General features: G+C 34.5%; 19 protein-coding genes. 4 read left to right on the top strand and 15 right to left on the bottom strand.

Annotated features, from left to right (window positions below):
* The 5 genes from DCO46_RS17965 to DCO46_RS17945 all read right to left on the bottom strand — a co-directional run.
* Positions 1–500 (bottom strand): PepSY-associated TM helix domain-containing protein (locus tag DCO46_RS17965; protein ID WP_116753871.1); only part of this gene is annotated, 500 nt, incomplete at its 3' end.
* A 10-nt stretch (positions 501–510) separates the two neighbouring features.
* The gene (locus DCO46_RS17960) at positions 511–2,757 is read right to left on the bottom strand and encodes a TonB-dependent siderophore receptor (protein WP_116753870.1); all 2,247 of its coding nucleotides are present in this window, start codon (positions 2,755–2,757) and stop codon (positions 511–513) included.
* A 251-nt stretch (positions 2,758–3,008) separates the two neighbouring features.
* A complete protein-coding gene (locus DCO46_RS17955; protein WP_116753872.1) occupies positions 3,009–3,734 on the bottom strand; it encodes a DUF4198 domain-containing protein in 726 nt (241 codons plus the stop codon).
* Positions 3,735–3,879: 145 nt separating this feature from the next.
* Positions 3,880–6,312: a TonB-dependent receptor gene (locus DCO46_RS17950; RefSeq protein ID WP_116753869.1), complete on the bottom strand. Its 2,433-nt coding sequence runs from the start codon at positions 6,310–6,312 to the stop codon at positions 3,880–3,882.
* A 193-nt stretch (positions 6,313–6,505) separates the two neighbouring features.
* A complete protein-coding gene (locus DCO46_RS17945) occupies positions 6,506–8,824 on the bottom strand; it encodes a TonB-dependent receptor (protein WP_116753868.1) in 2,319 nt (772 codons plus the stop codon).
* 223 nt (positions 8,825–9,047) lie between these two features.
* On the opposite strand from DCO46_RS17945, the gene DCO46_RS17940 reads away from it, so the two are divergent.
* Complete coding sequence (locus tag DCO46_RS17940; protein ID WP_116753867.1) at positions 9,048–10,208, top strand: MFS transporter; 1,161 nt, start codon at positions 9,048–9,050, stop codon at positions 10,206–10,208.
* Between the two features lie 373 nt (positions 10,209–10,581).
* Here DCO46_RS17940 and DCO46_RS17930 read toward each other — a convergent pair whose 3' ends face one another.
* The 10 genes from DCO46_RS17930 to DCO46_RS17885 form a co-directional block, all read right to left on the bottom strand.
* A complete protein-coding gene (locus DCO46_RS17930) occupies positions 10,582–11,076 on the bottom strand; it encodes a hypothetical protein (protein ID WP_116753865.1) in 495 nt (164 codons plus the stop codon).
* A gap of 19 nt (positions 11,077–11,095) precedes the next feature.
* The gene (locus DCO46_RS17925; protein WP_116753864.1) at positions 11,096–11,572 is read right to left on the bottom strand and encodes a DUF6265 family protein; all 477 of its coding nucleotides are present in this window, start codon (positions 11,570–11,572) and stop codon (positions 11,096–11,098) included.
* Positions 11,573–12,329: 757 nt separating this feature from the next.
* On the bottom strand, positions 12,330–14,633 hold the full coding sequence (locus DCO46_RS17920) for a type IA DNA topoisomerase (protein WP_116753863.1): 2,304 nt from the start codon (positions 14,631–14,633) through the stop codon (positions 12,330–12,332).
* A gap of 144 nt (positions 14,634–14,777) precedes the next feature.
* Positions 14,778–15,338, bottom strand: a complete 561-nt coding sequence (locus DCO46_RS17915) for a dihydrofolate reductase family protein (protein WP_116753862.1) — start codon at positions 15,336–15,338, stop codon at positions 14,778–14,780.
* A 120-nt stretch (positions 15,339–15,458) separates the two neighbouring features.
* Entirely contained in the window at positions 15,459–15,701 is a 243-nt protein-coding gene (locus DCO46_RS17910; RefSeq protein ID WP_116753861.1) for a hypothetical protein, read from the bottom strand.
* A complete protein-coding gene (locus tag DCO46_RS17905; RefSeq protein ID WP_124019580.1) occupies positions 15,698–16,267 on the bottom strand; it encodes a hypothetical protein in 570 nt (189 codons plus the stop codon). The genes DCO46_RS17910 and DCO46_RS17905 overlap by 4 nt, the downstream gene beginning before the upstream one ends.
* 29 nt (positions 16,268–16,296) lie before the next feature.
* Complete coding sequence (locus DCO46_RS17900; protein ID WP_116753859.1) at positions 16,297–16,791, bottom strand: SRPBCC family protein; 495 nt, start codon at positions 16,789–16,791, stop codon at positions 16,297–16,299.
* A gap of 33 nt (positions 16,792–16,824) precedes the next feature.
* Positions 16,825–17,544 carry a hypothetical protein gene (locus DCO46_RS17895; protein WP_116753858.1) on the bottom strand — a complete coding sequence of 240 codons (720 nt, stop codon included), beginning with the start codon at positions 17,542–17,544 and terminating at the stop codon, positions 16,825–16,827.
* A gap of 83 nt (positions 17,545–17,627) precedes the next feature.
* Positions 17,628–18,020 carry a DUF3592 domain-containing protein gene (locus tag DCO46_RS17890; RefSeq protein WP_124019579.1) on the bottom strand — a complete coding sequence of 131 codons (393 nt, stop codon included), beginning with the start codon at positions 18,018–18,020 and terminating at the stop codon, positions 17,628–17,630.
* Between the two features lie 84 nt (positions 18,021–18,104).
* Entirely contained in the window at positions 18,105–18,341 is a 237-nt protein-coding gene (locus DCO46_RS17885) for a helix-turn-helix domain-containing protein (RefSeq protein ID WP_116753856.1), read from the bottom strand.
* A gap of 117 nt (positions 18,342–18,458) precedes the next feature.
* On the opposite strand from DCO46_RS17885, the gene DCO46_RS17880 reads away from it, so the two are divergent.
* The 3 genes from DCO46_RS17880 to DCO46_RS17870 form a co-directional block, all read left to right on the top strand.
* Positions 18,459–18,791: a hypothetical protein gene (locus DCO46_RS17880; RefSeq protein ID WP_116753855.1), complete on the top strand. Its 333-nt coding sequence runs from the start codon at positions 18,459–18,461 to the stop codon at positions 18,789–18,791.
* 109 nt (positions 18,792–18,900) lie between these two features.
* Positions 18,901–20,082: an IS3 family transposase gene (locus DCO46_RS17875; RefSeq protein WP_116753854.1), complete on the top strand. Its 1,182-nt coding sequence runs from the start codon at positions 18,901–18,903 to the stop codon at positions 20,080–20,082.
* Positions 20,057–20,291 (top strand): transposase (locus DCO46_RS17870; protein ID WP_133244612.1); only part of this gene is annotated, 235 nt, incomplete at its 3' end. The genes DCO46_RS17875 and DCO46_RS17870, both read left to right, overlap by 26 nt.

Below are 20,291 nucleotides of genomic sequence, written 5' to 3'. Positions count from 1 at the left end.
GCTAATTTCCATCCACGGTTTTTAAAACTAAATTTTCCTACTTTAATAATAAATGTACCGGTTATTGCAATTGTGATTAAACTCAAAGCAAAAATATCAGAATAATAAATCCACCAGTTCGAAGTGCTTTTATGAATTTTCATTGTCTGACTAATAATTGGGGTTTTCATAAAGGAAACAATTTCTCCTTTTCCCGTTTTTATGTCAATTTCGACATCGTGATTTTCAAAAGAAATTTTATAAGTTCCTTTTTTAGCTCCCTGACGACGAATTTTATCATCGATGTTTAATTCCTTTCCTAACTCTTCAGCATATTTTTCATTTAGATTTTCTTCTGCAGGAAGACTAATCTGAATTGCTTTTGTTTCGGTAGTATATTTTTCCGGATGCCAGTATTCCCGATGATTCATCATTAAACCCGAGAAAGCAAAAGAAACAATTAACCCAATATAAAAATAGCCTAAATCACGATGTAGATTTCTTGCTTTGATTTTTTTCATGATTCTGATTTTAGAATTTATAACGTAAGCTTGTCATGATCTGACGAGGCGCAATTGGGTTAACACTATAATTTTCGTGTACCGTATAATTCAATTCATTTGTAATATTTGATAATTTACATAATATTGAAAACTTTCTCCATTCATAACCTGCAGAAACATCAATTGTGGTATAACCATCTAGTGGAATATCACGATCTCTTATGGTTACAGTATATGGAAGCGCCGGTGGAGCTGGAGCTGGTGTGATCGGCGTCCATAAATAATCGTCATTCCATCCGCCTAAACGTTCTCCGATATAGTTGCCAATAGCTCCAATACTTACTCCTTTAAAGAATCCAGTTGGTACTTTATAAAAGAAGCTTAAGTTGGCCGTAGTCTGTGGTGTTCTTGCAACACGATCTCCTTCAACAAAACTTCCGTTGGTACCAGAGGTTTTTGTATAACGCATATCATTATAACTGTATCCCGCCATGATGTTCAAACCTTCAACTGGATTTGCAGTAACGTCAATTTCAATACCTTTACTTTTTGTTGCTCCGCCTATTATTTTAAGAGAACTATCTACGTTTAGGCTTCCGTCTGCTTTATTAGGGGCAGTCTGAGCCAGATTACTGTTCGTAATTTGATAAACAGTAACATTGGTACTCAATAAGCCTTTTAAGAAATCAGTTTTGATTCCGGCTTCGTACTGGTCGATTATAGATGCTTCTATAGGCTGTAAATTTACTGTTGTACCAGTATTTGGAGTAAATGAACTAGAGTAGCTACCAAACACTGAAATTTCTTTTGTTGGCTGATATACTATTCCTGCTTTAGGCGAAAAAGCATTATCTAAACGTTTTGGAGTAATCGCAGGAGTTGCTTTTTCCGGATTCCCTGCTCCGGCAGTTGTCTCTTTATAAGTGGTAACTTCTGCTTCCTGCCACGACCATCTGATACCTGCCAAAACTTTGATTTTTTCTGTGATTGATATAAAATCCTGAAAGTAAGCACCAAAACGATTTGTTTCTGTTTTTACAATTTGAGTAGCTCTTGCATTCGGAATATCATTTCTTTGTGTTGAAGGATCAAAATTGTAAAGGTTTATAGTATCGTAATTTGCAGGACTAAATGCATACGTGTAAGCAGTTGCAAAAGAATTTTCCCAATCTGCGCCTGTATAAATTTGATGTTTGATTGTTCCAGTGCTAAAATTACCCTGCAAACTTAATTGGTCACCAAGTATTTGTTCCAGGTTTTTGTTTTGTACCAATGGTCTTGTCCAGTCACCGTTTTCTTTTATTGTAGATAATTGCGCAGTAGATTTTGACGTTCTGTTGTAATTTTGAAAAGAGGAATTAAAATTAAGCTTCCAGTTTTTATTAAAATCGTGATTTAATAATACAGAAGCGCTTGAAGATTTAGTATTTCCGTTTGACCAAAGTGCTCCGTAAAAAGCATTGCGCGGTAAATCAAGAATTTCCTTTCCGACAATTCCAGTTCCGAAGTCCGGAGTCCAGTCTGCTGTTAAATAATCTCCCTGAAGGGTAATTTGTGTTTTTGTACTGATATCAAATAGTAACGATGGATTGATATATAAACGCTCGTTTTTTACGACATCTCTAAAGCTTTCTGAATTTTCATAAGAACCATTAATTCTAAAAGCGACAGATTTGCTAAGAGGCCCGTAAAAATCAAAAGCAGGTTTGTAGAAAGAATAACTTCCTGTCTGCATCGAGATCTCGCCGCCACTTTTAAATGAAGGTATCTTAGTTACCAGATTCAATATTCCGCCTGGAGCGACATTTCCAAACAGCAGGGCAGAACCTCCTTTTAGAAATTCCACTTTTTCCAAACCGGAAACTTCAGGAATTGATCCGGCATTATATCGAAAACCATTTTTAAACATATTGTTTGCACTCATATCATATCCTCTTGAGAAAAAGGATTCCTGAGCACCACCACGTGCTGAACCTACATAAACACCATTTGCATTTTTTATAACCTCGCTCAAACGAATTGCTTGTTGCTGCTCAATTATTTCAGAACCTATAACTTGTATGCTCTGAGGATTATCCATTGGTTTTAAACCAGAGCGAACTGCAGTAACAGGTTTTGGCTCTTTGTTTTTAGTAACAATTACTTCGTTTAGAATTTCTCCTTTTTTATTTTTTACAGTATCAGTTGCACTAACGGTCGTTTCAGTACTTGAATAATCCTGACTATATGAGGCAAAGCTTATTAATCCTAATGCAAGTAGTAAATTATATTTCATGTTATTTATTTAGATTCAATTAAAATAATTGATCGCAAATATACTGTAGCAATGTTTTTTTAACAATTTATTAGGGAATTTTTGAACTTAAAATTAGCTTAGTTTTGTCTTAAGATTTGCTTAATATTTTGGAGTTTAATCTGCTTTTGATTATAAGTTGATAATCCCAAATCCTAAAAAAAAGGATATAAAAAAACCTTGCCGGTTAAGCAAGGTTTCATTTAGAAATAGATTCAAATATTTTTTAAAGACTATTTTACAACGATTTGGTAAGTAGCCATTTTCCAGATTTCATCATATTTTTTACCGTTGTGTTCTCCTGCAGATTTGTCTGTGTGAGCATATTCAACCATATAATTTCCTGACCAGATTGGGGTAAAAGAAAATTCACCTTTATCATTTGTCCATAATTCTTTTTCCCATCCGTTTGGAGCAATTACTTTGATTTTAGCTTCTTTAGCTATTGCACCGTCGTATGAGGCAACACCGGATATTTTTGCGTTCTTTTTGGCAATATCTGCATTTTCAGAGAAAACGGCAATTTTATTTGTGTTTGCAGCTATAGAATTTCCGGCAGTTTTGTTTCCGACAACAACTGTAGCGCTGGAATTGTAATCTAACTTCATTGTACCGTAAACATCTCCTACAGTATGGTGCATTACGATCGTGTAAACGCCATCTTCATCCGGTGTAAAAAATGCCTGGTATTTATTGTCTAAAGCTTTTGTAGTAAGTTTAGTTTCTTTTTTTGAAGGACTAACAAGTATCAAACTAAAATCTTTTAAATCAGAAAACCATTTGTCAGCTTTTGTAATGTCGTTCTCAGAGAATTCTCCAAAATAAACAGAAATTTCCTGAGCTTTTCCTTTTGTTCCGGTTGCTTTTGTTTCAATCCAAAGAGCGTGAGCAAATAATGACGGACTCGCAACTAACATTAAAAATAAAAATGTTATTGTTTTTAAAGTATTTGATTTCATACGATCAAGTTTTAAAATTGTTATAATGATATTTTTTACAAACATAAGCCTTATTTAGAACAATTAAAAATAAAACATAAAAAAGCTTCAAAATCATTTTAAGAAATTATGATTTTGAAGCCTTATATTTAAAGTGAAAACTATTTTAGAATTTATAAGCAAAACTTGCCACAACGTTTCTCGGTTTTTGCGGGTTAACGGTAGACCATCCGCCATTGTAATAATCCTTATTTCCTATGTTGTTTACGTTTAAAGCTACACGGAATTTGTTTGAATTATAAAAAACAGAACCGTTAAGAATGGTATATTCCGGTAAAACAAATTTTCCGGTAACGGGACTGTCCAGTATGGCATTGTCGCTGGCATAATTCCCTCCAAAACCAATACCAAAATTATGCAGCAATCCTTCGTCAAATTTATAGGTAGCCCAAAGATTTACTAAGTTTTTTGGACCTGACCAAAACGGTCTTTTTCCTTGTTGGAGCCAGACATTTTCTTCGTCTCCTTTTGTAATTTTACTGTCATTATAACTATATCCGGCAATAATACTTAATCCTTTTACCGGAGAAGCATTCAAATCAAACTCAAAACCCTGGCTTCTGGCTTCACCGCCCTGCAAACTCCCTAATAAAGGATTGCTTGTAACCAGATTTTCTACATTAATAATATAATAACTTAAACTTCCGGTTAATTTGTCACTAAAAAGATTTGCCTTGATACCCGTTTCTAACTGATTGGCATGTTCGGGTTCAAAAACAATTGAGCCCACATAGTTATTGTCAACATCGTAAACTGGGGAAGGAGCAATATTTTTGAATCCATTCATGTAATTTGCAAATACAGATAATTTGTCAATTACAGGCTGATAAACTAAACCGAATTTGGGTGAAAAGGCAGTCTGGTCATAATCGTCAGTATCAGAATTAATATTTCCTTCGGTATCAAAATAATCAACCCTCAAACTTGCCATGGCCAATAAAGATGGCGTGATGTTGAGAACATCCGAAACGTATGCACTATACGTAGCATCTTCGGAATGAAAATCAGGTCCGGGTTCTGTAGAAAGAGCATTATTAATTGACTCGACAGTCAGGTAATTTGGATTCTGTTCATCAATTTGTCTGACTTCTCCTTGTGCTGTAATATTATAAAGCTTTGCGTAACCCGTACCATCAAAATCAGCATTTCTTTTAAAATAATCAAGCCCGATTACCAGTCGGTTGCGCATATTTCCGATTTTAAAATCGCCTGTAAAATTCTGCTGAATATCGGTAGTTGAAGTTTGTGATTTTTCATTGGTAATCCAAAGGGCAAAATCTTTGTTTCCGTCTTCATTATCATAAATATAAGAGTAATACCCTCTTGACTTAGAAGTTCCTCTTGAAAATACAGTTTGAGAAGTCCATTGAGCAGAAATTTTATAATTCATATGAGCCTGCAAACTGAATTTTGGATTTTTGATAGGCAAATCATTACTGTAAAAGGATAAATCGGTATTGTAATTCAGTTCCTTCAGATTCGCAAATTGTAATGGAGCATCTCTTCCTAAAAACAGCATGGATGGCGTTGTTTTTTCTTCGTCCATAAATTCGGTATTAATAAGAAAAGACAATTTATCATTTACTTTATAGGATAAAGTAGGGGCGATAAAAAAGGAAGTACGGAAACCGGCATCCTGAAAACTGTTTTCTGTCTGAAAAGCTGAATTGACCCTAAATAAAATATTCTTATTTTCGTCTAAAGGCGTATTGACATCTACCGTTGCTCTGTTCAGTCCAAAGCTTCCGGTAAGATATGAAATCTCACCTCCAAAACCTTCATACGGCTTTTTTGTTACCGTATTAATAAGACCTCCGTAACTTACCAGACTGCTTCCGAATAAAGTTCCCGACGGGCCTTTGATTACCTCAATTCTTTCAATATTAGCAGGATCGAGGCTTCCGTTTGTTAAACCGGGTAAGCCGTTTACAATATTGGACTGAATTTCAAACCCGCGCAAAGAAAAATAAGAACCGCCATCGCCGCCGCGTCCTGTAGATTCCCACAGCTTCTGAATTCCCGGAACGTTTTTTAGCGCATCCTCATAATTGGTAATGGCCTGTTCTTTCATTATTTCAGCAGAAACAACATTGTACACCTGAGGGTTTTCGATATTTTTCAGAGGCATTTTAGAAACATAAGTACTTTGTTTCGGAAAAGCTTTTCCTTTGTTATTTGTAATTACAACTTCTTTTAATTGTTTGTTAGAAACCGTAAGCTGCAGCTGAAGCTTTGTAGTTTTATTATCAGTCACCGTTACTTCTTTTGTAAGGGTTTCATATCCTGCCAGTGAAATTTGTAAAGTATAGGTATTTGGTTTCACCCTGTTTAATTCGAATGCACCATATTCGTTAGAAGTTGTAGAGTATTTGGAGTTTTTTAAGATTAGAAACACACCTTCTGCCTGCTGGCCATCGGAGGTTGTTATGGTTCCATTTATGCTTCCAAAACTTTGTTGTGCAGAAACTATAGAAAATGAAAACAGGAATAAAAAACAGATAAAAAAGAATGAGCGGTTTTGTGGGGAGAGGTAACTCATGCGCATTATAAATTAGTTAAAATTTCTATTTAGAATTAATAAAAATAACACAAATGTAAAAAATAATAATATTCTGACGATTGTTATTTTTAAAACTTTACTTTTTAAATTAAAAATTGATTTTCTGTGATAACAAAAATCCTTATTCAGTTTACGAATAAGGATTTTTTGAAAAGTCAGGATTAAAAAATAATTAGAATCTGATAGTCAGATTAGCTGCTATATTTGAGGTAGCCTGGCTCATGGCATAAGAATCCCAGTATTTTTTGTCGGTTAAGTTATTCCACTTAACACCCAGCCTCCAGTTTGGCCTGTCATAAAATACAGTCGCGTTGTATACAGAATAAGAGGGGCTGTAAAATCCTTCGTCTTCATATTTATACTGTTTGTCAACATAATTTCCGCCAAAACCAAGACCAAAATCCTTTAATACATTTTGAAACTTATAGGAAGCCCAGAAGTTTACCACGTTTTCAGGTGCGCCGCTTACTCTGTAATCTTTGCTTGTTGCATCTGCAGATTTTATTTTGTTATCATTATAGGCAAAACCAGCCATAATGTTTAAACCGGCTATTGGATTTGTAATTAATTCAAAATCAAAACCTTTACTCACTTGTTTGCCATCCTGAAAAGTATAACCTTCTGAGTCGCTTCTTGTGGCATTGTCAATCATAATATCATAATAACTAAGTGTTGTACTCAGTTTTTTATCAAATGCTTCTACTTTGACACCTGCTTCATATTGATTTGCATAGATAGGTTTTAAGATCAATCTGCTTCCGTCAGGCTGATCTTGCGGTGCCGCATTTTGAAAACCATTCATATAATTTCCAAATAGAGAAACCTGATCCTTAACTATCTCGTAAACCAAACCTAATTTTGGTGACAAAGCCGTTTGATTGTATCCGTAGCCTTCTTCATCTTTTAGTTTTTTCTGTACGAAGTTATCCAGTCGAAGACTTAACATAACCGATAAGCGATCCGTAAAACTAACAACGTCTGAAGCATAAACGCTAAAGGTCTGTTCATTTGGAATGCCAAATGTCATATCAGTAAGGGCTGCATCAACATCTTTTTTTCTGATAGGTTCAAAATCCTTTGTAACATCTATAACATCTAGTGCCTTGGTTGTTGCGTAATTAAATGTTCCTTTTGCAAACCTGGCATTAACACCCGCCAGTAATTTATGTTTAATACTTCCGGTAGAAAATTCACCATTAATATTTTCCTGCAAATTGGTAAACTTATTGCTGATAGGGCCAAAACGGGAAACCATTCTCTGCACTTCAGTTGGAGAATTCCAAACGGTATAATATTGATAACTATAGGCTACATTTTCGTCTACAAAAGAAAATAGCGTAGTAGACTTCCAGTTGTCGGATATTTTATATTCTGCCTGAGCAAAAATTTTCGGAGAGGAAGTTTTAGCATCGGCATCATCATGAAATAAACTTTTTCTGTAATCCAGTTTCAGGTCTGTTGGGTTGGTAATTCCTGCCGCATAAGAACGACCGTAGACAGGACGTGTATTATTTGTATTATAAATTTCGGTATCGAGGCTCAACGTTAATTTGTCTGTAGCTTTATAAATAATACTTGGCGCAAACAAGACCGTTTTATTGAAACCGTAATCTAAAAAGCTGTTTTCTGTACTGGCAGAGGCATTTATTCTAAACAATACTTTATTGTCCTGTGTAAGCGGGGTATTAAAATCTACTGCAATGCGATTTAATCCAAAACTTCCACCGGTATACGAGATCTCAGTTTTTTTAGCTTCAAAAGGCTTTTTGGTAACCAGATTAACTACACCTCCGAAAGAAGAAACAGATGATCCAAATAAAGTTCCCGATGGCCCTTTTAGTACTTCGATACGCTCAACATTATCTATAGAAATCGAACTTCTTCCCGTAAGGGTTTCCATACCGTTTCTTGCATTAACGCCTGTACTGAACCCTCTAAAACTAATTTCAAGTCCTCCAGAAGGATAAATTTTAGTAACAACACCTGGTGCATTCTGAACGGCACTTCTTATGTCAACCGCAATTTGTTCTTTTAAAAGTTCTTTGCTGACTACGTTATAAACCTGTGGGTTTTCAAGATTATTCAAAGGCATTCTCGCCACGTAATCTGTTTTTTTAGTAATCATCTTATTGTTACTGATGATTACTTCCTGTAATTCCTTATTAGAAACTTTTAATTGTAAGTTAAGTGAAGTCGTTTCATTTTCTGTAACAGTGATTTCTTTTTCAAGAGTTTCATAACCTGTTAAAGAAACCTGAAGGGTATAGGTATTGGCTTTTACTTTGCTGAATTCAAAAGCGCCATACTCGTTTGCAGTTGTTCCGTATTTTGAGTTTTTAAGCAGAATGTTTACATCAGATGCCGGTTTGCCGTCGGAAGTGGTGATTGACCCTTTAATTTTTCCGTTGTTTTGTTGTGCTGATAAAGTAGAAATAGAAAAAAACAGTACGGCTGATAGATATTTTAAATGCTTTAATTTTAAAAAATTCATTGGTTTTGACTTTGGTTTATAATTAATTATTATTTAGACTTAATAAAAACAGTGCAAATGTAGAGATTAAAACTATTTGAGCAATCCTTTTCGGAGTTATTTTTTAATGTTATTTTAATATTGATTTTTTAAATGTCAAAAACACATTTATGAGACTTTCTTTTAACTATTTGGATTAGTTACGTTTTAAATGTTTTACTTTTGCAGTCAGAAAAATTACTTCATGATTTTACCTTTCTTCAAAAAGATTCAGAATACGCCAAGAGGATATCGAATTGCCAATACTGTTTTTTTCTTCCTTTCAGGTTTTGGATATTCTTCGTGGGTATCCCGAATTCCGCATATTCAGGCACAATTACATTTGTCTGAAGCTGAGTTTGGAGCTGTACTATTTGCATTCCCGATTGGTTTGATGCTGACGATGCCTTTTACAGGAAAATTGTTGAATAAGTACAGTAGCCGTTACATTATGTTATTGGGCGCTGTCATGTTTAATATCGTGTTGTCCTTACCCGGTTTGGTTGCTTTTGTGTGGCAACTGGTTATTGTACTTTTAATTTTTGGAGCTTCCCGTAATATTTTTAATTTATCGATTAATGCACAATCGCTTGAGGTGCAGAAATTATATCCAAAATCTATCATAACCCGTTTTCATGCTGTTTGGAGTATTGCCGTTTTTTCGGGAGCAGGTTTGGGGTATGTAATGGTTACACAACATATTGCACCGTCACACCATTTGTTGGGGGTGAGTGTTTTTATGCTGGCGCTGACGGCTTTTTTCTACCCGATGAGTATTCATAATGAACCCGTACCGGTAAAGAAAAAGTTCTTCTCAATGCCGGAAAAAAATCTGGTAAAGTTTGCCCTGATTTGTTTCGTTTCTATGGCTTGTGAAAACACAATGTACGACTGGAGTGGTATTTATTTTGAGAATATATTAAAAGCTTCTCCCAAAATGACCAGTGCAGCGTTTGTATTTTTCGCAACAGCAGTAACCTTAGGACGTTTTTTTGGAGATCACGGGGTAATGAAATTTGGTGCTAAAAGAATTTTGCGCTACAGCGGTATTTTAATTACTATAGGTTTTGCTATTTGTTTTATTTTCCCATACGCTTATCCCACTATTTTTGGCTATGTTTTAATCGGATTTGGGGTTTCCTGTGTAATTCCGTTAGTGTATAGCATTGCCGGAAGATCGTCTACATTGAGCAGTGGTTCGGCCTTAACCTCTATAGCTACAATTGGCTATCTCGGTTTCTTGCTTGTACCGCCAGTGGTTGGATTTATTTCGGAATATTTAAATATGAAATGGGCATTTTTGGTGATGGCGCTCCTAGGATTAGTGATGATTTTTATGGTGAATAAGATCGGGGAGAATGAGTGATTTTTTTTAAGGTGCTAAGGTTCTGAGATGCTGTCCCGAAGCCTCGGGACTGAGGTTTTTCTTCTTTGTAGTTTTAATTTTAACCGCAAAGCACGCTATGTTTTTTTCGAGCCTTTGTAATTAGAATAGGTCGCAAAGTTTGATAATTCCGTAGGAATGTATCATATTGTAGCAACGGATTTTAATCCGTTGAAAAAATTTGTTGGAAGAATAAAGTTCCGGAGGAACGATTCATTTTTTTCTTTTAAAAACACAAACACAATTGTTCCATTTTTGAGATGCATTTGGTTCTGAGTTTTTTTGCTTGGTTCTAATCTAATAAAAAAGTACAGAGTCATAGTGATTAAATTCTTTAACATTTTACGACTACTGATTAAAAATTCTTTAGAATTTCAATTTTTAAAGCTAGTTTAATTTGTTCAGCAATTTTCAAAGCCTCATCCCGGTTATTTGCAAAGTACAGTGTAAAATACTTTTCATTTTTATCGAATAAATTAATCTTAACTGTTTTTTCAGATATTGTTGCAGTTGCACTTGATCTAACACCCATTGCTCCAAAAGTTTGTTTTACCCTGGTTTCAACTAAAGCAATATATTTTGTTTCTGGAAAATAATTCCAGAACCTTCCAATGTTTATCCCATACATTGAAAATAGTTTTCTATATTTTTTATTTTGAATATCAATTTCTAAACCCTCTGTTGAAATTAGAAAAACTCCCCAATATGTTGTAAATAGATAAACTAAAAAGAATATCGGACCATTTCCTTTATTAATTAAAATTAAAGCCAGAAAACCTGGTATGAACAATAAGTTACCAAGAATAGTTCTAATTGGAGAAATTTTTTCAACGTAAATAAAGTTCGTCATTCTAATGCTTCAACTTTAACTATTTCTTCGCCATAACAAACTTCTCAGTAGTCACTTTCCCATTTAGTTTTCCGGAAATTTCAGCTGTTAAAGTATTATTAGCTCCTTTTGTATAAGAGATTTTTTGTGGATAATCGTGCTGTGGATTTTCGAAAACCAGTTTGTTTGCCGTTTCGCTTGTTGAAGGGAAATCAATAGCTTTATTATCATTTTGTCCGTTTACAGTGGCGCTGTAAGTCAGTTTTTCTCCTTTTTGTGATAAAATGATTCGTTCTAAATGCAGCGTATCTTTTCCTTTAATAAAAAGAGAAGTAGCGCTAAAAGTACTATCGTTTACTTTTTGCCAGTTTTCGGTCAATGTACCATCGGGATTTTTATTTTCCCAGTTTCCAATAAGCCAGTCCGCAGTTTTGATTTTGTCTTTCTCCACTGTTTCTTTTTTCTGACAGGAAACGAAAGCTAGTAAAAGCGCTAAAAGAGTAATTTTCTGAAACATATTTATGAGGTTTTGATAGTACTAATGTATGAAAAAAATAGTTTGCCACGAATTACACTAATTTCCACGAATTAATTTTTAAAATTGTAAAGTAAATATAAGCTACAGATAAAGGTTTTTTTCTTCTCACGCTGATTTGGCAGATTTAGCAGATTTTATTTATAATTAGAACTAAAAAATCAGCTCAATCTGCGTGAAAATAATGAAAAAATAGTTTGCCACGAATTACACAAATTTTCACGAATTAATTTTTTAAAATTTTAATGTTAGCGAAAGATAAAAGGTTTTTTTCTTCTCACGCAGATTAGCAGATTCGGCAGATTTTATTTATAATTAGAACTAAAAAATCAGCTCAATCTGCTCAATCTGCGTGAAATAATGAATGATACTCGCCACGAATTACACTAATTTCCACGAATTAATTTTTAAAATTGTAATGTAAATATAAGCTACAGATAAAATATTTTTCTCACGCTGATTCAGCAGATTTAGCAGATTGATTTATAAAAATAAAACTAAAAAATCAGCTCAATCTGCGTAATCTGCGTGAAAAATAATTAGCGAAAATTCGTGAAATTCGTGGCAAAATAATTCATAATCAAAATTAAATCAGCTCAATCTGCCCAATCTGCGTTAAAAATAAATTTGTGAAAATTTGTATAATTTGTGGCTAAATAATTCATAATCAAAATTGAATCAGCAAGATCTGCCCAATCTGCGTGAAAAAATAATTAGCTAAAATTCGTAGCAAAAAAATCTAAACGCTTTCCTGTAAAATCGAATACACTAATTCTTTGGTAGGTTTTTGATCTTTTAGTTTGGCTCTGACCTCATCAAAAGTCACTTTAAAGTCACAGCCTGATTTATATTCGGCACAGCCGTAAGCGGTTTTGCCTTTTAAAATAGTTCCTTTTTTACATTTCGGGCAAGCTAGCGAATCAGATGTTTCTTTGTTAGGAGTTTTTGCTTCCGTTTTCTTTGGTTCTAATTTCAGTTTGTAATTTTCCTCAAAGCGAATTAAACCTTCTACAGCACCGGAATCGGTTTTAAAACCTTTTATGTTTACCGTTGAACCTTTTTGGACCAATCGTAAATACTGGGCTTCCGTGATTTTTTTATCATGAAAAACAAAAGGCAGTACAAAATCACAGCCCGATTTATATTCACTGCATCCAAAAGCCGATTTTCCTTTAATCAGGTTTCCTTTCTGGCATTTCGGACACGTTTCTGCGGAAATTCCCGAAGCTTTCTTTTTTTCGGGTTTTACAACGGGTTTCTGAATTGTTGCGGCATGCGAAATATTAGCGTGTTTGGTTTCGCTTCGTACTTCATACACCAAAGCTTCGACCATGCGTTTCATGTTTTTAATGAAGGCCGCAGCGGTAAAAGTTCCTTTTTCAATATCTTTCAGCTGCTTTTCCCAGCTACCGGTTAGTTCGGCCGATTTTACCAATTCATTCTGAATCGTATCAATCAGTTGGATTCCCGTTAAAGTTGGTAAAACCTGTTTTTTGTTTCGAACAATATACTGACGTTTAAAAAGCGTTTCAATAATATTCGCACGCGTTGACGGACGCCCGATTCCGTTTTCTTTCATCAATTCACGCAAATCTTCGTCATCAACCTGTTTTCCGGCAGTTTCCATCGCACGCAGTAAAGTCGCTTCGGTAAACTGATTGGGCGGTTTGGTTTCTTTTTGAAGGAATGATGGTTCGTGCGGCCCTTTTTCGCCCACAACAAAACCCGGCAGTAAATCGGCTTCTTTTTCTTTGGCATTCGGATCTTCAAAAACCACACGGAAACCTTTTTTCAGGATTTCTTTTCCCGTTGCCTTAAACATAACCTCAGCCGCTTTTCCGATTACTGTCGTATTGGCAACGAGGCAATCATCATAAAAAACCGCAATAAAACGTCTGGTAATAATATCGTAAACCTGTTGCTGGTTGTATGCCAGATTATTTTGAACTCCCGTTGGAATAATCGCATGGTGATCGGTTACTTTTTTGTCATTGAAAACCTTTGGCGATTTTTTGATTTTTTTCTCTAAAACCGGCTGGGTCAATTCGGCATAATTGGTTAATTTTTGCAGAATTCCCGGCACTTTCGGATAAATATCATTCGGTAAAAAAGTGGTATCTACTCTGGGATACGTAATTACTTTTTGCTCGTACAAAGTCTGTGCAATTTTGAGCGTTTCTTCTGCCGAAAAACCAAACTTCTGGTTGCAATATACCTGCAAACCGGTTAAGTCAAAAAGCTTTGGTGCATATTCGTTTCCGTTCTTTTTATCGACAGAAACAATTTCGAAATCACTTTCTTTTACTTTTTCAGCCAGGATTTGACCATCTTCTTTATTTAAAAAACGGCCTTCTTCATAACTGAAAAGCGTTTCGCGGTACAAAGTCTGCAATTCCCAATAGGGCTGCGGTTTAAAGTTTTCGATTTCCCTGAAACGATCTACCACCATTGCCAGTGTTGGCGTCTGTACGCGCCCGATAGACAAAACCTGTTTGTAACCGCCATGTTTTACAGTGTACAAACGTGTGGCATTCATACCCAAAAGCCAGTCGCCAATGGCTCTGGAAAATCCGGCATAGTATAAATTATCGTAATTGGCAGAAGGTTTTAAGTTTTCAAAACCTTCCTTTATAGCTTCTGTTGTAAGTGACGAAATCCATAAACGTTGTATTTCGCCTTTGTAATTTGCTTCGTTCATTACCCAGCGCTGAATCAGCTCTCCTTCCTGTCCGGCATCCCCGCAGTTGATGACCACTTCGGCTTTGTCGAAAAGACTTTTGATGATTTTAAACTGTTTTTGAATCCCCGAATTCTGAACCACTTTGGTTTCGAACTTTTCCGGAAGCATCGGGAGATTGTTCAGATCCCAGCTTTTCCAGTGTGGTTTATAGTCGTTGGGTTCTTTTAAGGTACATAAATGCCCAAAGGTGTAGGTCACGGCATAACCGTTCCCCTCGTAATAGCCATCATGCTTGGTATTGGCACCCAAAACAGATGCGATTTCACGTGCTACACTTGGTTTCTCGGCAATACAGACCTTCATTTTCTCTTTTCTTAATTATAGGCGAAAATAGGTATTTTTTGCAAAAGAGTTGCTATCCCGAAGCTGGGAGAGTAAGACGATACACGAGTATTTTTTTTCTTTTTGCTGTGAAAATACTGTGTTAGAAAGCTTTTAGGTGCAAGTTTATTTAAGTTCGTATTGGTGAAGTACAATTCCGTTGTTGTAAAATTCTGATTTTGTCAGCTTCAATTTTGATTCGGCATTAAAAATGGACAAACCTTTTCCAAGCGAAACAGGATGTACAAACAAATTCAGTTCGTCAATAAGATTTTCTGCTAACAGCGAAGAAACAAACCGGGCGCCTCCATATACAATCATATCACTGCCGGATTTGGTTTTTAGTTTTCGAATGGCTTCGTTTAGCGCTCCATTTTCTATTGTTGCATTTTTGGCATCACTGTTTTTTAATGTTTTGCTGAAAATGATTTTCTGCGTTTCGGTAAAGAATTTTGCAAATTCGGTTTCTGAATTTTCAACACCGCTTTCTGCAATTTCCTGCCAATGCGGAATCGCTGTTTCTGCCATGTTTCTGCCCAGCAGAATAGTATCGGTATTTTTAGTGATACTTTTAAGATATTGAATCTGTTTTTCGTCGGTTTCTGTCAGCATCCAGTCGAGTTCGCCATTTTTGCGTCCAACAAATCCATCGATTGTGATGTTCATTTGTAGTTTCAGTTTTCTCATGGTCTTATTTTTTGCATATCTAAATTAGTACAGCAAATTCTTTTCTTTTTAAAAACATCAATTCTTTTCATCCGGACAATTTGGGATTATAAAAACTGAAATTTCGTTTTCACTACTTTATCACTTAACTCCCGGTAAAATATCAACATATTTAATCGTAAAATCAGGAAAATGGGTAACGATTTGTATTTTAAAATCAGGAAAATTATCTACAATTTTCCATTTGCCCGGTGCATCAGGAAAATCGCTGACCTGTTTAATGTTTAAGTCTGCAACAGTCGTTACGATTTTGACCTTATAATCAGGAAAATGATCTACAAATTTAATTTTGCCGTAAACTTTAGAAATTTGATCTTTGGTCATTGGTGTGTATTTGAGTTGGTAAATAATTTACTTCTTTTTCTGCTTAAAACTATAGTATCTGTTACCACACTTTTTGTCCACCCGATATTATCATCAGGATTTCTTTCTTCAACAATTATTTTTATCTCATTCGGAAGATTTGCAAATTGCATCTCTTTTTTTGTTTCATTTATTCCGTACGATTTTATTCCCAATTTGTCTGTTGTTAAAGGCATTAAATCAAAAATAAATTCTTTTTTAGTTTTACTAAATTCAATAACTACATTATATCCTTCTGTTTTTTCCAGTTTTGGAGATTCGCAGTCATCTGTATTTCTGAACCAGGATTTTTCAGCCCAAACAGCACTGATGACGATTTGCTCGTTATAATTCTTCAATTGAATCGTATCAGAAGAAGGCGTATAGGTTCCGATATAAAAACCGGACTCTTTAGAAAATTGAAGATTTGGAGATGTTGTAGCACAATTTTTACACTTGACTTCGCATTCGCAAAGGAAATTAGAAACGTAACGATAAGCGAATACAAGAAGCGCCACGACTAAAATTAATCCAATAATTTTTTTCATTTTCTGTTTTAGGTTTAAATAAGATGCCATTAATTATTAATCATCGGATTTAAGTCCTCATCCCTGTTACGCAAATCCAGTCCGCCTTCATAAACCGATTTAAGATTGGTGAGATAAAAATGCCAGCCGTTGGCACAGCCCAGCCTGATGTATTGTTTCGAATAATCATCTGTCGGGATATTATGATGACGGAGTTCGACTATGGTATAACCCTTGTTTTCGCTCAATTTTATATCTACAAGACAGTTTCCTTCAAACGTAAACTGCAATTGGTCTTTTCCGTTGGCAGAAATGATTTTCCCCAACATTGTGTCTTTGTATAAATACCAGAGCCATTCATAAGTGTAGCCATCTGAAACGTTTTGGTCTTTGCTGACCGGTTTCTGATTTGTATCAAAAAAAGAGACTTTTTCGAGAAACCATTTTTCCAGTTCGCCTGCCATTGTCCAGGCATTATAAATGTCACTGAGTGCAGCTTTAACCGCTATTTTTTTGGTGAAGGATGTCCAGTCGAAATTTTCCATTTTAAACTAAATTTTAATTGGCACAAAATGTATTTATGAAACGAAACTAAATCCATAATAAACAGCTTCAAATACCGTCAGGGAAATAACCCATTTTAATTCTTCTTCGTCGGTGGTATTGATAGATTGTAGTAGGGTAACAGGTGGCGGAATGTCGCGAACAACCAGTCTGGATTTCCACTCACCGCGCTTACGATAATTTTGTTTACCGATGTTTTTTCTATCGGCATTTTTGCAAATCCGGGCTGCTTCTCCAAATCTGAATTCCAGTTTAAAACTAGTCTGGTTTTCTGAATTATTTCGGTCACATCGTCCTATTTTATTGTTTGCAGCATCCAGTATATCAAAATGTTTTACTATTTTTCCCAGGTATACATCATTAAAAAAGAATAGTTTTTCTTCATTTTTAAATTCGCAATAGACTTTAAAATCGGTACTGGCTGCCAGTATTCGGCTGTTTACTAAAATCCCTCTGTCTATTCTTTGAAACGCAATAACCGGCAAACCCTCATTAGAATTAATTACCCCGGTTAAGATATTTGACATACTTTTTACAAAAGAATAGTCCATGCCGTTTGTAATGTTTTTTAAAGAATCGGGTTTCCAGTCTGTGATATCGTTCTTTAAAACATTTACTTTTTCCTGCATTTGCAATTTTTCCTTCTGCAACAACTCAGGCGATTTTGTTGTAGCCTGATTTACAGCAAAAAGAACTAAAACTATAAATCCTGAAAAAAGTAGTATTGCATCCATAATAGTATAAAAATAGTTATTTTTAGAACAATTTCTAAAAAGTCATTGCTAAGGAGAACTCCCGTATCGGAGAAAATAAAGTTTTAGAATATATCATTATACCCCAATAGATTTCCGATTGCAATACCGGCAAAAACCAAACCTGCCATGATTATGATAATTAAGCCACAGCCATGAGAATTATCTTTTAATATAAACTTTTCGGGACTCTCTGAATTGTAGATTATTTTTACGGGTTTATATATATTTCCCTGATAAGATCGAAACTTGTCTAAATCTGATGATGTATGTAAAAAAGGTTTTGCTGTAATTGTTTCTTCTTCACCAATCTGAAACTCAATAACAGGTGTTTTATATCCTTCTCCGTCTGAATCGTAAGACACAATTTTTCCGGTAGTTTCTATCCCGTTTTTGCGAATTATATTTAAGAATAAAATACTGTAGACTGCAAAAACCAGTGCAAATATTCCAAGCATTAAGAAACAAATCACGGGTTTATAAAACATAAAAAAAACAAATAACACAAAATAGGGTATCGAAATTTTTTTAATAAAATCCATCTACAAATCCTTAATCAATTCGCTGGGATGAATTGTTAAGGCCTGCGCAATTTTAAACAGAGTACTTATTTTCATTTCCTGAGAGCCTTTAATGTATTTTCTTAGACTTTCTACATCCATTTCAGCATCATGAGCAACCTCTCTTTGTTTTAATTGATTGTCCTGAATTATAGCTTTAATCTTGATTCCTAGCTGTTTTACAACTTCTGGGATTTCACTTTTTCTTTCTCTTTTCATAGAAATGAAATTACAAGTAATCGATTGTTTTTAAGTGAATGTAAACAGTCGGTTGTATGTCGCTGAAATTTTGTATATTTGTTTTTATTTGTAAATTAAATCTTATATATTTTGAACATGAAAAATAAAGAACAAGCCAAATCATTATTAAAATTAATGACTAAATCAAACTATTTCACCAAACTAAAACGGGAAAATAAAAAAGAAAATACATTTATTATACCGCTAAAAATAACTTCATATAACGAATTAAATCTAATGGTTTCAGATTTGCTAAAAGCAAGTATTATTCTGCTTAATCAAGATGCTAAAAGTTTGTCAAGTTTTACAAACAATAGTGATATTAATGTAATGACTTTACTTGAAATTGCCTTGCAGTTATTGCCAGAAGATGAAATGGAATTAATGGATGATTTGCATAAGATTCATTTGGAGGGCGAGGTGGTTTAGTTTTAATAGGGCTAGCGCGAGGGGAGGATTGAACTGGTGTGCATCTTAGTTTTTAATAATAATTAAGTTTTTGATAGTCAGACGTGTATGCTTAGGTTAACTTTACAGTATGAAAGAGAATATTAGACATTACGATCCTATCTTCAAAGAGAATGCAGTGCGACTAAGTTATTTAAGAAATACGGTTTTAGAAACTGCAGAAGAATTAGGTATCAAACCTAAAATGCTTTCTAAATGGCGTAGTACCTACCTTAAGTTTGGAAAAGGAAGTTTCCCAGGTTTAGGTATCAAAAGAGTATATTTTGAAAACAAGGAAATCTACGAATTAGAAAAGAAACTTACAGATTCCCAACTACGATTAGAAATACTGGAAAAAGGACTGAAATATATGCATCAAGGTAAGCAGGTACTTTGTAATTTCATACATCAGAACAGAGATAAATACCCTTTGCTTAAGATGTGCGAAGTCTTAGGCGCTTCTCATTCCACTTATGATTTATGGACCAAGCAACCTTATTCAAAAAGGGAAACTCGTATATATTTGCTTAGAAAAGAAATAACTTCAATATTTTTTGAATTCAAGCAACATAAAGGAAGTATACTCATTACCCGAGAACTTTTCAAACGCGGATTTCAAATATCTGACACTCAAGTGTCTTTTCATATGACACAGCTTGGATTGCGCAGTATAGTAAAAAAGAAATTCAAAGCTACAACCAATTCAAAACATAATTTATGTATTGCTCCAAACATTTTAAACAGGCAATTTAAAGTTGATAAACCGTCCAAAGTATGGGTTTCAGATATAACTTATATTCGGATTGATAGAAGATTTTCATATCTAACTGTCGTCATCGACTTGTATGATAGAAAAATAATAGGATGGCATTTGAGTTCTGGACTTTCTACTAAGGTTACAACTTTACCTGCTTTTGAAAAAGCAATAGCTAATCGTCCCGTTACAGAAGGATTAATATTCCATTCTGATAAAGGAATTCAGTATGCAAATAAATTGTTTACTAATAAATTGGCTGAATATAATTGTAAACCAAGTATGAGTCGAACGGGAGACAGTTATGATAATGCTGTTGCGGAAAGTTTTTTTAATACTTTAAAGAGAGAAGCAATCTATAAACAGAAGAGATTATTAACGACAACTGAAATGAAAATCCTAATACGTGAATACATAGAAAAATGGTATAATAAAAAAAGAATACATTCCAGTCTTAATTACAAGTCACCTGAGGAATTTAATAATATTAATCATGAAAAAGAAGAGGATACATTATAACCGAGATTTCAAATTAAAAGCTATTCAACTAAGCTATGAAAATGGAAATGTAACCCAAACGGCTAGAGATTTACAAATAGGTATAAAATCTCTGTCTTTGTGGCGAAATATTTTAAAAAAGAAGGGAGATGCAAGCTTTCCAGGTAAAGGGAATCCAATATTAAGTTCTGAAGAGAAAAAGATTAAAGTTCTTAAAAAAAAGATTAAGA

This window comes from Flavobacterium sp. HTF, from assembly GCF_003105115.1.
GTDB lineage: Bacteria > Bacteroidota > Bacteroidia > Flavobacteriales > Flavobacteriaceae > Flavobacterium.
Note: the sequence above shows the minus strand (reverse complement) of the source record. Positions and strands in the feature narration are given on the sequence as shown.

What these genes read in the sequence shown, in the direction of transcription:
- DCO46_RS17940 (WP_116753867.1), top strand. Translation starts at nt 9,048, where the DNA reads ATGATTTTACCTTTCTTCAAAAAGATTCAGAATACGCCAAGAGGATAT.
- DCO46_RS17900 (WP_116753859.1), bottom strand. Translation starts at nt 16,791, where the DNA reads ATGGAAAATTTCGACTGGACATCCTTCACCAAAAAAATAGCGGTTAAA.
- DCO46_RS17920 (WP_116753863.1), bottom strand. Translation starts at nt 14,633, where the DNA reads ATGAAGGTCTGTATTGCCGAGAAACCAAGTGTAGCACGTGAAATCGCA.
- DCO46_RS17880 (WP_116753855.1), top strand. Translation starts at nt 18,459, where the DNA reads ATGAAAAATAAAGAACAAGCCAAATCATTATTAAAATTAATGACTAAA.
- DCO46_RS17915 (WP_116753862.1), bottom strand. Translation starts at nt 15,338, where the DNA reads ATGAGAAAACTGAAACTACAAATGAACATCACAATCGATGGATTTGTT.
- DCO46_RS17910 (WP_116753861.1), bottom strand. Translation starts at nt 15,701, where the DNA reads ATGACCAAAGATCAAATTTCTAAAGTTTACGGCAAAATTAAATTTGTA.
- DCO46_RS17905 (WP_124019580.1), bottom strand. Translation starts at nt 16,267, where the DNA reads ATGAAAAAAATTATTGGATTAATTTTAGTCGTGGCGCTTCTTGTATTC.
- DCO46_RS17895 (WP_116753858.1), bottom strand. Translation starts at nt 17,544, where the DNA reads ATGGATGCAATACTACTTTTTTCAGGATTTATAGTTTTAGTTCTTTTT.
- DCO46_RS17955 (WP_116753872.1), bottom strand. Translation starts at nt 3,734, where the DNA reads ATGAAATCAAATACTTTAAAAACAATAACATTTTTATTTTTAATGTTA.
- DCO46_RS17875 (WP_116753854.1), top strand. Translation starts at nt 18,901, where the DNA reads ATGAAAGAGAATATTAGACATTACGATCCTATCTTCAAAGAGAATGCA.
- DCO46_RS17890 (WP_124019579.1), bottom strand. Translation starts at nt 18,020, where the DNA reads ATGCTTGGAATATTTGCACTGGTTTTTGCAGTCTACAGTATTTTATTC.
- DCO46_RS17925 (WP_116753864.1), bottom strand. Translation starts at nt 11,572, where the DNA reads ATGTTTCAGAAAATTACTCTTTTAGCGCTTTTACTAGCTTTCGTTTCC.
- DCO46_RS17950 (WP_116753869.1), bottom strand. Translation starts at nt 6,312, where the DNA reads ATGAGTTACCTCTCCCCACAAAACCGCTCATTCTTTTTTATCTGTTTT.
- DCO46_RS17945 (WP_116753868.1), bottom strand. Translation starts at nt 8,824, where the DNA reads ATGAATTTTTTAAAATTAAAGCATTTAAAATATCTATCAGCCGTACTG.
- DCO46_RS17930 (WP_116753865.1), bottom strand. Translation starts at nt 11,076, where the DNA reads ATGACGAACTTTATTTACGTTGAAAAAATTTCTCCAATTAGAACTATT.
- DCO46_RS17960 (WP_116753870.1), bottom strand. Translation starts at nt 2,757, where the DNA reads ATGAAATATAATTTACTACTTGCATTAGGATTAATAAGCTTTGCCTCA.
- DCO46_RS17885 (WP_116753856.1), bottom strand. Translation starts at nt 18,341, where the DNA reads ATGAAAAGAGAAAGAAAAAGTGAAATCCCAGAAGTTGTAAAACAGCTA.